This is a genomic window from Stenotrophomonas sp. YJH_SMC_33 (genome assembly GCF_059372295.1).
Window position 1 is genome coordinate 325,303 of the sequence record NZ_JCAFVJ010000003.1, and the last position, 11,573, is coordinate 336,875.

Genomic DNA, 11,573 nt, shown 5'->3' on the forward strand with positions numbered 1-11,573 from the left:
ACCGTGAGGAGTATGTCCCGATGTCCGTCCCCACCATCGCCGTGTTCGTTGGCAGCCTGCGCAAGGATTCCTGCAACCGCAAGCTGGCCCATGCGCTGGAGAAGCTCGCCGGTGATCGCGCGCGCTTCCAGTATGTGCAGATCGGCGATCTGCCGTTGTACGACCAGGATTTCGACGCCGATTATCCGCCGCAGGGCACCCGGCTGAAGGACCAGGTGCGCGCCGCCGACGCGGTGCTGTTCGTGACACCCGAGTACAACCGGTCGGTGCCCGGCGTGCTCAAGAACGCCATCGATATCGGATCGCGCCCGTATGGTGACAGTGCGTTTGCCGGCAAGCCGGCGGCGGTGATCGGCGCCTCCATCGGCCAGATCGGCACCGCCGTGGCCCAGCAGCATCTGCGCAACAGCCTGGCCTTCCTGGACATGCACGTGCTCGGCCAGCCAGAGGCATTCATTCATTTCAAGGACGGCCTGATCGATGCCGACGGCACGGTCCACAACGAGGGCACGCAGAAATTCCTGCAGGGCTATACGGACCGGTTCCTGGCGCTGATCGCGGTGCACGTCAAGGGCGATTGACGCCAGCGGTCGACACCCCCATCTGCGATAATGCGTGCTCGGGCGCCGCAACGGCGCCCGTCGCAGGCAGTGCGACGCTCCCACGCCAGTCTGGCCAGGTACCGGCGGATATCCCCCGTTTTCCCACGGTTTATCCACAGGCTTGTCCATCGCCGCCGGGGGCGGCACATGCCTACACTCGTCTCGCCCACTTTTGCAGGAAACATCGCAGCATGTCCGCTCGCCCCGGCTTCCGTTCCAACCGCAGAGAGCGCGGTGATGGCTTCGATCGCGAACGCGACGAGTCGCGCATCGACCAGCTGCGGGTACCGCCGCATTCGGTGGAAGCCGAGCAGGCGGTGCTGGGTGGCCTGATGCTGGCCCCGGAGGCCTACGACCGGGTCAATGACCAGCTGACCGAAGGCGACTTCTACCGCCGCGACCACCAGATGATCTATCGCGCAATCCGTGAGCTGTCCGAGCGCGAGCGGCCGTTCGATGCGGTGACCTTGGGCGAGTGGTTCGAATCGCAGGGCAAGATGGAACTGGTGGGTGATGGCGCCTACCTGGTCGAACTGGCCAGTACCACGCCGTCAGCCGCCAACATCGTGGCCTATGCCGAGATCGTGCGTGACAAGGCGGTGCTGCGGCAGCTGATCCAGGTCGGCACGGATATCGTCAACGACGGCTTCCAGCCCGAAGGGCGTGACAGCAGCGAGCTGCTGGCCTCGGCAGAAAAGAGCGTGTTCGCCATCGCCGAACAGGGCGCACGCGGCCGTACCGATTTCGTGGCGATGCCCGGTGCACTGAAGGATGCCTTCGAAGAGCTGCGCAGTCGTTTCGAGAACGGCGGCAACATTACCGGCCTGCCGACCGGTTATACCGATTTCGACGCAATGACCTCCGGCCTGCAGCCGACCGACCTGATCATCCTTGCCGCGCGCCCGGCCATGGGCAAGACCACCTTCGCACTGAACATCGCCGAGTACGCAGCGATCAAATCGAAGAAAGGCGTGGCCGTGTTCTCGATGGAAATGTCGGCCGCGCAGCTGGCGATGCGCCTGATTTCCTCCAATGGCCGCATCAACGCGCAGCGCCTGCGTACCGGCCAGCTGGAAGACGAGGACTGGAGCCGTGTCACCAGCGCGATCAAGATGCTGAAGGAAACCAAGATCTTCATCGACGACACGCCTGGCGTGTCGCCTGAAGTGCTGCGTTCCAAGTGCCGCCGCCTCAAGCGCGAGCATGACCTGGGCCTGGTGGTGATCGACTACCTGCAGCTGATGAGCGTGCCGGGCAACAGCGAGAACCGCGCGACTGAAATCTCGGAAATCTCGCGTTCGCTGAAGGGCCTGGCCAAGGAACTGAACGTTCCAGTGATCGCGTTGTCGCAGCTCAACCGCTCGCTGGAAACGCGTACCGACAAGCGCCCGGTGATGGCCGACCTTCGCGAATCGGGCGCAATCGAGCAGGACGCGGACATGATCGTCTTCATCTACCGCGACGATTACTACAACAAGGAAAATTCGCCAGACAAGGGCTTGGCCGAGATCATCATCGGCAAGCACCGTGGTGGCCCGACCGGTTCGTGCAAGCTGAAGTTCTTTGGCGAATACACCCGATTCGACAACCTGGCCCACGATTCGGTCGGTTCGTTCGAGTAACGGTCGTGCCGGCCGTTGGCCGGCAACCGCCATCGGGCGCTGTAGAGCCCAAGGCAGCGGCAGGAGCCGCTGTCAGCGCCCCCGTGCAGCGCCGGTTCCATGCGGTCGCCACCAAGCGCAGCCGGGCATGGGCTCGGCGTTGTACCGGCGCTGGGGCGGTTTCATCGCCCCCAGCCCGGTTTCGTCGCAAACCGTTTGCGCGCGGCAAGGGCAGGGCGCCAACGTGTCGGCAGGCGGCAAGGTGCCGCCACAAGGAGACCGTGATGAAGACCCTGTTCGCGCTCGGTGTGTGGTGCCTGCTGTTCGTGCTGTGCTGGCCGCTGGCGGTCCTCGCCCTGATCGCGTGGCCGTTTGTCTGGTTGCTGAGCCTGCCGTTCCGCTTGGTCGGCATCACGTTCTCGGCGCTGTTTGCGTTCCTGCGCGCGCTGTTCATGCTGCCCGCGCGCCTGCTCGGCGGCGGCCCGGTGGCGGCATGAGGGCAGTGGTGCTGGTCGCGCTGGCATTGCTTGCGGGGCCGGCACCGGCCACACCGGTGTCACCGTCGTCCGCATGGCTGGAACGACAGCAGGCCGCCGCTGCCGATGAGGCGGATGCTGCAGCGGCCAGGGCGGTCAAGCCCAGGGAGCGGTGCCGGGTGGTGAAGGAGTGGAAGGCGGGTGGAACCGTGGTCCGGCACCGCATCTGTGACGATCCGCCGAAGAAGCCGGCCGGAAAGGTGTAGCGCCGAGCCCAATGCTCGGCGGCCTGTGCAGGGCAGCCGAGCGTGGGCTCGGCACTACAGGGAAATGAGCAAAAAAAAAACCCGCCGAAGCGGGGTTCCTTGCATCCGGCCATGCCGGCCAGCGGCCGGCACAACCCGCGAACGATCAGTTCGCCTTGTGGATGGCGCGCTTGCTGACCGCCATCGCCGCGTCGTGGATCACTTCCGACAGCGACGGGTGGGCGTGGCAGATGCGGGCCAGGTCGTCGGCCGAGCCGCTGAATTCCATGGTCAGCACGCCTTCGTGCACCAGCTCGGAGACGTTGGCGCCGACCAGGTGCATGCCGAGGATGCGATCGGTTTCGGCATGGGCCAGGATCTTCACGAAGCCCGCCGGCTCGATCATCGCCACGGCACGGCCGTTGGCGGCGAACGGGAAGCTGCCGGCCTTGTACGGAATGCCCTCGGCCTTCAGCTGGGCTTCGGTCTTGCCGACCCAGGCCAGTTCCGGCTCGGTGTAGATGACCCACGGGATGGTGTCGAAGTTGACGTGGCCCGGCAGGCCGGCGATCAGCTCAGCCACCGCGATGCCTTCCTCGAAGCCCTTGTGCGCCAGCATCGGGCCGCGCACGCAGTCGCCGACCGCCCACACGCCGTCGACGCCGGTGTGGCAGTGCGCATCGACTTCAATCTGGCCGCGCTCGTTGACCTTGACGCCGGTGCCTTCGGCCAGCAGGCCCTTGGTGGCGGCGCGACGGCCCACGGCCACCAGCAGCTTGTCCACGGTCAGGGTCTTTTCGCCTTCGGCGTCGGTGTAGGTGACGATGACTTCCTTCTTCTTGCCCTTGCCGGTGATCTCGGTCTTGGAAACCTTGGCATTGAGCTTGATGTCCAGGCCCTGCTTCTTGAACTCCTTGGCAGCGGTCTTGGCCACTTCGGCGTCAGCAGCGGCCAGGAACTCCGGCATGGCTTCCAGGATGGTCACTTCAGCGCCCAGGCGCTTCCACACGCTGCCCAGTTCCAGGCCGATCACGCCGGCGCCGATCACCGCCAGGCGGTTCGGCACTTCGGTGAAGTCCAGGCCGCCGACGTTGTCGACGATGGTCTCGCCGTCGAACTTGGCGAACGGCAGCTCGATCGAATCCGAACCGGCCGCGATGATGACGTTGGTGCCCTTCAGCTCGACTTCCGAACCGTCGTGCTGCTTCACCTTGACCACGTTGCCTGGCTGCAGCTGGCCGAAGCCGTAATAGGCGGCGACCTTGTTGGCCTTGAACAGCATGCCGATGCCGCCGGTGAACTGCTTGACGATCTTGTCCTTGCGGCCAATCATCGCCTCGACGTCGATCTTGGCATCCTTGAAGCTGATGCCGTGGTCGCCAAAGATGTGGCCCATGTTCCAGAACTGGCGCGAGGAATCCAGCAGCGCCTTGGACGGGATGCAGCCCACGCGCAGGCAGGTGCCGCCGAGGGCCGGCTTGCCGTCCTTGCCCAGCGCTGCGTCGATGCAGGCGGTCTTCAGGCCCAGCTGGGCCGCGCGGATGGCAGCGTGGTAACCGGCCGGGCCGGCACCGATGACGACGACGTCGAATTGTTCAGCCATTGAATTATTCCTTGATGCATTACCAGAACCCCTCCGCGCAGGCGCGGAGGGGCGGGAGGTTTCTTACAGGCCGAACAGCATGCGGCCCGGGTTTTCCAGCTGGTTCTTGATGTCCACCAGGAACTGCACCGAGTCCTTGCCGTCGATGATGCGGTGGTCGTAGGACAGCGCCAGGTACATCATCGGCGCGATCACGACCTGGCCGTTCTGGGCGATCGGACGCTCCTTGATGGCGTGCATGCCCAGGATGGCGCTCTGCGGCGGGTTGATGATCGGGGTCGACAGCAGCGAACCGAAGGTGCCGCCGTTGGTCACGGTGAAGGTGCCGCCCTGCAGTTCCTCCAGGCCCAGCTTGCCGTCACGTGCCTTCTTGGCGTAGTCGGCGATGGTCTTCTCGATGTCGGCGAACGACATGCGCTCGACGTTGCGCAGGACCGGCGTGACCAGGCCCTTTTCGGTCGAGACGGCGATCGAGATGTCCGAGTAGCCGTGGTAGATGATGTCGTCGCCGTCGATCGAGGCGTTGACCAGCGGGAAACGCTGCAGCGCGTTGGCGGCGGCCTTCACGAAGAAGCTCATGAAGCCCAGCTTGATGCCGTGGGCCTTGACGAACTCGTCCTGCAGTTCCTTGCGCGCGGCCGAAACCTTGGACAGGTCGACTTCGTTGAAGGTGGTCAGCATGGCGGTGGAGTTCTTCGACTCCATCAGGCGCTCGGCAATGCGCTTGCGGATGCGGGTCATCGGCACGCGCTCTTCCGGACGTGCGCCACCGGCCTTGCCGGCGCCGCCGTTGCGGGCGAAGTTGACGATGTCTTCCTTGGTCACCGCGCCACGACGGCCGGTGCCGTCGACGTCGGCCGGGTTCACGCCTTCGGTGATGGCGGTGAAGCGGGCGCCCGGCGGCAGCGCGTCGGCGGCCGACTTGGCAGCCGGGGCCGGCGCAGCGGCAGCGGCCGGAGCAGTGGCGGCCGGTGCGGCTTCAGCCTTCTTCTCTTCAGCGGCCGGGGCCGGAGCCGCAGCTACGGCGCCTTCTTCGATGATCGCCACGACCTGGCTGGAGGTCACGGTATCGCCTTCCTTGAACTTGATTTCCTTGAGCACGCCGTCAACCGGCGACGGCACTTCCAGGACGACCTTGTCGGTTTCCAGGTCAAGCAGGTTTTCGTCGCGCTTGACGGCGTCGCCCACCTTCTTGTGCCAGGTGGCGATGGTGCCGTCGGCGACGGATTCGGGCAGTACCGGGGCTTTGACTTCGGTGGCCATTGCGGGAGCTTCCTGGTTTGTCTTCTAAATAGGGGGGGGAGTTATTCAGCGACCTGGTCGTTGAACGGGTTGACCAGTGCGTCGGCGATCAGCTGCTGCTGCTCGCGGACATGGTCAGCCATGTGACCGGCAGCCGGCGAGGCCGAGCGTGCGCGACCGGCGTAGTGCAGGTTCTGGCCATCGGCCAGGCAGAACTGCAGGTGGTGGCGGATCTGGTACCACGCGCCCTGATTCTGCGGTTCTTCCTGCGTCCACACCACGTCGGTGGCCTTGCCGTACTTCTTCAGCTCGGCAGCCAGCAGCGCACGCGGGAACGGATACAGTTGCTCCACGCGGATGATCGCCACGTCGTCCTGGCCACGCTTGGTCTGGTCCTCCAGCAGGTCGTAGTAGACCTTGCCCGAGCACAGCACCACGCGCTTGACCTTCTTGGCGTCGGCATTGGCGTCGCCGATCAGGTGCTGGAACTCGCCGTTGGCCAGCTCGTCGAGGGTCGACACCGCCAGCTTGTGGCGCAGCAGGGACTTCGGCGACATCACCACCAGCGGCTTGCGGGTGGTCATGTGCAGCTGGCGACGCAGCATGTGGAAGGCCTGGGCCGGAGTCGACGGCACGACCACCAGCATGTTCTCCAGCGCGCACAGCTGCAAGAAGCGCTCCAGGCGCGCCGAGCTGTGTTCGGGGCCTTGCCCTTCATAGCCGTGCGGCAGCAGCAGGGTCAGGCCGGAAATGCGGCCCCACTTGGCTTCACCGGCGGCGATGAACTGGTCGATCACCACCTGGGCGCCGTTGGCGAAGTCGCCGAACTGGCCTTCCCAGATGCACAGCGTGTTCGGATCGGTGGTGGAGAAGCCGTATTCGTAGGCCATCACCGCTTCTTCGCTCAGCAGCGAGTCGATGACGGTGGCCTTCTCCGGCGAATCCACCAGCTGCCGCAGCGGCATGTAGTAGTTGTCGGTCTTCTGGTCGTGCAGGATCGCGTGGCGGTGCGTGAACGTACCGCGGCCGACGTCCTGGCCGACCAGGCGCAGTGCATGGCCTTCGTCGAGCAGGGTGGCGTAGGCCAGGTTCTCGGCAAAGCCCCAGTCGCCCGGAATCTCGCCGGCGGCCATCTTGCGGCGGTCGTCGTAGACCTTGGCCACGCGCGAGTGCAGCTGCACTTCGTCCGGGATGGTGTTGATCAGCCTGGCCAGTTCGACCAGCTTGTTCTTCTCGACCTTGGTCGAGACCGGGTCGGACAGCTTGCCTTCCAGCAGCTTCGGCCAATCGACGAACAGCGGGCTGCTCGGCGGGGTCTTCTCGACCTTGGCCAGTTCGGTGGTCACTTCACCGGCGTCCAGCTTCTCGCGGTAGGCATCGACCATCGCCTTGCCGGCACCGGCGGCGATCACGCCTGCCTTCTCCAGCTGCTCGGCGTACATCTCGCGGGTGGTCGGGTGCTTGCGGATCACCTGGTACATCAGCGGCTGGGTGATTGCCGGTTCGTCGGCCTCGTTGTGGCCCCAACGGCGGTAGCACATCAGGTCGATGACCACGTCCTTGGCGAACTTCTGGCGGAACTCGAAGGCCAGCTGCGCGGCGAACACCACCGCTTCCGGATCATCGCCGTTCACGTGCAGTACCGGCGCGGCGATCATCTTCGCCACGTCGGTGGCATAGCGCGTGGAGCGCGTATCCAGCGGGTTGGAGGTGGTGAAGCCCACCTGGTTGTTGACCACGATGTGCACGGTGCCACCGACGGCGAAGCCGCGGGCCTGCGACATCTGGAACAGCTCCATGACCACGCCCTGGCCGGAGAAGGCTGCGTCGCCGTGGATCAGGATCGGCATCACCTGCTTGCGGGCGGTGTCCTTCCGGCGCTCCTGGCGCGAACGCACGGAACCGGCCACGACCGGGTCGGCGATTTCCAGGTGCGACGGGTTGAACGCCAGCGCCAGGTGCACCGGGCCGCCTTCAGTGGCGACGTCGGCGGAGAAGCCCATGTGGTACTTCACGTCGCCGGCCGAAGCGTGCTCGTCGTGCTCGAACTTGCCCTCGAACTCGTCGAACAGCTTGCGCGGGTTCTTGCCCAGGGTGTTGACCAGCACGTTCAGGCGGCCGCGGTGGGCCATGCCGATCACCACGTCCTTGACGCCATCCTTGCCGGCGCTGCGGATGATGGTGTCCATCATCGGGATCAGCGAGTCGCCGCCTTCCAGCGAGAACCGCTTCTGGCCGACGTACTTGGTGTGCAGGTAGCGCTCCAGGCCTTCGGCCGCGGTCAGGCGCTCCAGGGTGCGGCGCTGGGTGTCAGCGTCCAGCTGGTAGTTGCCACCGGCCGCTTCCAGCTTCTTGTAGATCCACTGGCGCTGCTCGACCTCGGAGATGTGCATGAACTCCGCACCGATCGAGCCGGTGTAGGTCGCCTTCAGGCGTGCCAGCAGGTCGCGCAGCTTCATGCGCGGCTGGCCGCCGACGCCGCCGGTGCTGAACTCGCTGTTGAGGTCGGCATCGGACAGGCTGTGGAACGGCAGGCCCAGGTCCGGGGTGTTGACCGGTGCGGCCAGGCCCAGCGGGTCCAGGCGGGCGTCGAGGTGGCCACGGGAGCGGTAGGCGGTGATCAGACGACCGACATTGCGCTCGCGCTCGTCGCCCGCACCGCTGCCGGTGCCAGCTTTCAGCGCATCCTTGGCCGCGTCCGCGATGTGGGAGATGACGGCCGAGTGCGGAATGTCACCTGCTTCACGGCCCTTGAAGCCATCGAAGTAGGTTTTCCATTTGGGATCGACACTATCCGGGGAGACCAGGTACTGCTCGTACAGGTCCTCGACATAGGAGGCGTTGCCGCCGGCGAGTTGCGAAGATTGCGCAAACTGCTTCAGTTGATTGTCCACGATGGAGGGTGTTGATTCGCTTTGTGGGGTATGGCTTCAGAAGGACCCGGCAGGAATGATGAATAGCCCTGCGCGGGCGCGTTCAAACAGCCAAATTGTACCCCCAACGGGCCACGAAGGGGCATTGCCGCGGGCAACCCGCGTCCTCGGGTGCCGGTTCCAGACAGGTTGGGTCGGCGGCGCCGGCTCAGATGCCGAGCGCGCGCAGTTCGCTGCAATCGCGCGAACGGTCCCAGACACGCAGCAATTGCTGCTCGAACGGCTGCGAACGTGCAGGCAGTGCGATGCCGGCCTCGCCGTCGAGGCGATGGCCGATCAGACGAAAGTAGAAGTCGCCCGCATCGTTGAGCAGGCAGGCCGAGGCCAACGCACGGTCGACCGGATCGCTGACCTCGCGGAACCGGACCACGCTGGGCAGGCGCTGGGCCAGCGCCAGCAGTGGGGCGCCGGCAGCGGCGATCGCAGCGGCATCGTGCACGATCACCCGCAGCTGCTTGTCGTGGCGGGCAGTGACGAAGCGGCGCAGCGCGGCCTGCACCGTAGGCGTGTCGAGCAGGCCCTGGTCGAGCTGGCGGCTGTGCAGCCACAGCCGGCGACGGGCGCGGTGAATGACGGCGGTAGTGGCCGCCACGGCCTCGGCGCGGCTGTCGATGGCGCTGGCCGCGCCCAGCCGCCGCCGCATCTGCTGGTGGCCGATGCCGGCCTCCTCGAACACCTCGCCCTCGGGCAGGAAGCCCTGGCGGGCATAGAAGTCGCGGGCGGGCAGCTGGGCGTGCAGGTGCAGTTCGGCCAGGCCGAGCCGGCGCCCGGCCTCCACCAGTGCCTCCAGCAGGGCCTCACCGACGCCCTGGCTGCGATGGTCGGCCAGCACCGCCATGCGACCGATGCGGCCATCGGGGGCCAGGCGGCCGGTGCCGACCGGCAGGCCCTCGGCGTCCAGCGCCAGCACATGGGCGCTGACCGGGTCCAGCGCGTCGCGTTCCAGTTCGGCGGCGATGCCCTGTTCCTGCACGAACACGCGTTGGCGCACGTCGTGGATGGCAACGTGGGCGTCGGCGTGGCTGACCTGCTGGACCCGGACCATGGCGGCAGGGCTCAGGCGCGACCGTCGTCGCTGTCGTCTTCGTCGTGATCCTCGAAGTTGACGATGACCTCGATGCCGTCGTCGTGCACGGTCACGGTGTGGACATCGTCGGACACCGCGTCGGCGTCGATCGCGTCGACACGGTCACGGCCTTCAACCACTTCGCCGAGCACCACGGCGTCTTCGCCGTCATCCTCATCTTCAGCGTCATACACCTCGTTCGGATCGATCAGCTGGAACACGCCACCGGCCAACAGCTGCTGGACCACCGCGCGGCCCTTGTCGGACAGGCCGCGATAGGCGGCGGCATCGAGCTGCTCGGCGCCGGCCAGGCGCTGCGCGTCCTTCACCGGCAGCGCGAAGTCCTGGCCGCTGACGTACAGGCTGGCGCCACGCTTGGCCCGGCGCCAGGCCAGGCGCGCCCAGGGGTGACGCTGCAGCAGCAGGCCCGAGGCCAGGGCCTGGACCACTTCCTCCGGTGCGGGAGCGGCCTGGTGAGCCATCACTTCGCCGGCGGCGCGGTAGGTGGTGATGAAACGGCCGAACCAGTCACCCAGCTTGTCCGGGTCGTTCATGCGGATGGCGTTGAGCGCGGTGATCACCCGCGCCATCGCCACCGTGTCGATCTCGTTCGGGTCGGCCGGCACCTTCAGGTCGGCATCCTGATAGCGGATGTTCTCGTCGGCATCGGCAATCAGGGTGTCCAGGTAGTCGCTGATCAGCTCGGCCGAGGACGGCGCGCGCATGCCGAAGGAGAAGGTCAGGCAGGGGTCTTCGGCGACGCCGTGGTGCGGCACGTTCGGTGGCAGGTAGAGCATGTCGCCCGGCGCCAGCACCCAGTCGTGGGTTGGCTTGAACACCTTCAGCAGCTTCAGCTCCACGTCCGGGCGGAAGCCCAGCGGCGGCTGCCTGCCCTTGATCGATTCGCTGGCATCGATCTGCCAGCGGCGATGGCCGTGGGCCTGCAGCAGGAACACGTCGTACTGGTCGACATGGGCGCCGACCGAGCCGCCGGTGGCGGCGAAGCTGATCATCACGTCATCCATGCGCCAGCGCGGCAGGAAGCTGAAGTGCTCGATCAGGGCGCGCACGTCCGGGTCCCACTTGTCCACGTCCTGCACCAGCAGGGTCCAATCGTGGTCGGGCAGGGCGGGGAACACGTCTTCCTGGAACGGGCCGGTGCGCACGCGCCAGCCGTCCTGGGTCTTGTCGTGCTCGATCAGGCGCGCCAGCACGCCTTCCTCGCAGGCCAGCCCGGCCAGGTCTTCCGGCTGCACCGGGGTCTGGAAATTGGGGAAGGCGTTGCGGATCAGCAGCGGGCGTTTCTGCCAGAAGTCGCGCAGGAAGGTGGCCGGCGCCATGCCCAGCGGCTGGCCGGGGCGGGCGGTGACTTCGATCAGGGGGGCGGAGGACTTGCGGGCGGCCATGGGGGAATCCTTGCAGCGGAAAGCGGGAGGGGCGGCGCGGCGGGCCGCCAAGGTCTCCATTGTCCGACGTTCGTGGGGATTGCGCACGTGCGCGGGTTTGTCGCGGGGTGTCCGGCCAACGGCGGAGCCCCTCGTGGCGACAGCTTGGTAGGGTCGACTGTTAGTCGACCGGCTTCATGGGCTTGGCCGGGCGGGTGGGCTGCGCGGAGGACGCTGCAAGTACGTCCCTGTAAGCTTGGCCGCCGCATCCATGCGGCGGACTGATCTGGCCGCCCGTCAGCGGACGCCAAGAAGCGATACTTTGATCGCACTTGGAGGTCCCTTATGTCCCGTATCACCCGTCGTAGCTACACCGATGAGTTCAAGCACCAAGCCGTGGAGTTGGCCGAGTCGCTCGGG

At 66.3% G+C, this 11,573-nt stretch carries 9 protein-coding genes; 4 read left to right on the forward strand and 5 right to left on the reverse strand.

The genetic code is table 11. The annotated features are described in order from the left end of the window. Positions 1-20: 20 nt before the first annotated feature. The 4 genes from AC5P9W_RS08235 to AC5P9W_RS08250 all read left to right on the forward strand — a co-directional run bounded on the left by AC5P9W_RS08235 (position 21) and on the right by AC5P9W_RS08250 (position 2,945). Positions 21-581, forward strand: a complete 561-nt coding sequence (locus tag AC5P9W_RS08235; protein ID WP_111104478.1) for an NADPH-dependent FMN reductase — start codon at positions 21-23, stop codon at positions 579-581. A gap of 212 nt (positions 582-793) precedes the next feature. After that, complete coding sequence (locus AC5P9W_RS08240) at positions 794-2,224, forward strand: replicative DNA helicase (RefSeq protein WP_021203036.1); 1,431 nt, start codon at positions 794-796, stop codon at positions 2,222-2,224. A gap of 263 nt (positions 2,225-2,487) precedes the next feature. Further along, positions 2,488-2,700, forward strand: coding sequence for a hypothetical protein (locus tag AC5P9W_RS08245; RefSeq protein WP_019660414.1), 213 nt, complete (start codon positions 2,488-2,490; stop codon positions 2,698-2,700). After that, entirely contained in the window at positions 2,697-2,945 is a 249-nt protein-coding gene (locus AC5P9W_RS08250; RefSeq protein ID WP_032955311.1) for a hypothetical protein, read from the forward strand. Before AC5P9W_RS08245 ends, AC5P9W_RS08250 begins: the two co-directional genes overlap by 4 nt. A 145-nt stretch (positions 2,946-3,090) precedes the next feature. Here the strand turns inward: AC5P9W_RS08250 and lpdA are convergent, their stop codons facing one another. The 5 genes from lpdA to AC5P9W_RS08275 form a co-directional block, all read right to left on the reverse strand. Next, positions 3,091-4,527 carry a dihydrolipoyl dehydrogenase gene (lpdA, locus tag AC5P9W_RS08255; protein ID WP_019660412.1) on the reverse strand — a complete coding sequence of 479 codons (1,437 nt, stop codon included), beginning with the start codon at positions 4,525-4,527 and terminating at the stop codon, positions 3,091-3,093. Between the two features lie 63 nt (positions 4,528-4,590). After that, positions 4,591-5,790: a dihydrolipoyllysine-residue succinyltransferase gene (gene sucB, locus AC5P9W_RS08260; RefSeq protein ID WP_188249594.1), complete on the reverse strand. Its 1,200-nt coding sequence runs from the start codon at positions 5,788-5,790 to the stop codon at positions 4,591-4,593. 41 nt (positions 5,791-5,831) lie between these two features. Then, a complete protein-coding gene (locus AC5P9W_RS08265; RefSeq protein WP_019660410.1) occupies positions 5,832-8,663 on the reverse strand; it encodes a 2-oxoglutarate dehydrogenase E1 component in 2,832 nt (943 codons plus the stop codon). Between the two features lie 187 nt (positions 8,664-8,850). Then, positions 8,851-9,747: a GNAT family N-acetyltransferase gene (locus AC5P9W_RS08270; protein WP_021203039.1), complete on the reverse strand. Its 897-nt coding sequence runs from the start codon at positions 9,745-9,747 to the stop codon at positions 8,851-8,853. Between the two features lie 11 nt (positions 9,748-9,758). Continuing rightward, positions 9,759-11,174 carry a ribosomal protein uL16 3-hydroxylase gene (locus AC5P9W_RS08275; RefSeq protein ID WP_019660408.1) on the reverse strand — a complete coding sequence of 472 codons (1,416 nt, stop codon included), beginning with the start codon at positions 11,172-11,174 and terminating at the stop codon, positions 9,759-9,761. Positions 11,175-11,573 lie beyond the last annotated feature (399 nt).

Bases quoted from the DNA above. Each gene is read 5' to 3' on its own strand.
- lpdA (WP_019660412.1), bottom strand. From the start codon at position 4,527: ATGGCTGAACAATTCGACGTCGTCGTCATCGGTGCCGGCCCGGCCGGT.
- AC5P9W_RS08270 (WP_021203039.1), bottom strand. From the start codon at position 9,747: ATGGTCCGGGTCCAGCAGGTCAGCCACGCCGACGCCCACGTTGCCATC.
- AC5P9W_RS08275 (WP_019660408.1), bottom strand. From the start codon at position 11,174: ATGGCCGCCCGCAAGTCCTCCGCCCCCCTGATCGAAGTCACCGCCCGC.
- AC5P9W_RS08250 (WP_032955311.1), top strand. From the start codon at position 2,697: ATGAGGGCAGTGGTGCTGGTCGCGCTGGCATTGCTTGCGGGGCCGGCA.
- sucB (WP_188249594.1), bottom strand. From the start codon at position 5,790: ATGGCCACCGAAGTCAAAGCCCCGGTACTGCCCGAATCCGTCGCCGAC.
- AC5P9W_RS08235 (WP_111104478.1), top strand. From the start codon at position 21: ATGTCCGTCCCCACCATCGCCGTGTTCGTTGGCAGCCTGCGCAAGGAT.
- AC5P9W_RS08240 (WP_021203036.1), top strand. From the start codon at position 794: ATGTCCGCTCGCCCCGGCTTCCGTTCCAACCGCAGAGAGCGCGGTGAT.
- AC5P9W_RS08245 (WP_019660414.1), top strand. From the start codon at position 2,488: ATGAAGACCCTGTTCGCGCTCGGTGTGTGGTGCCTGCTGTTCGTGCTG.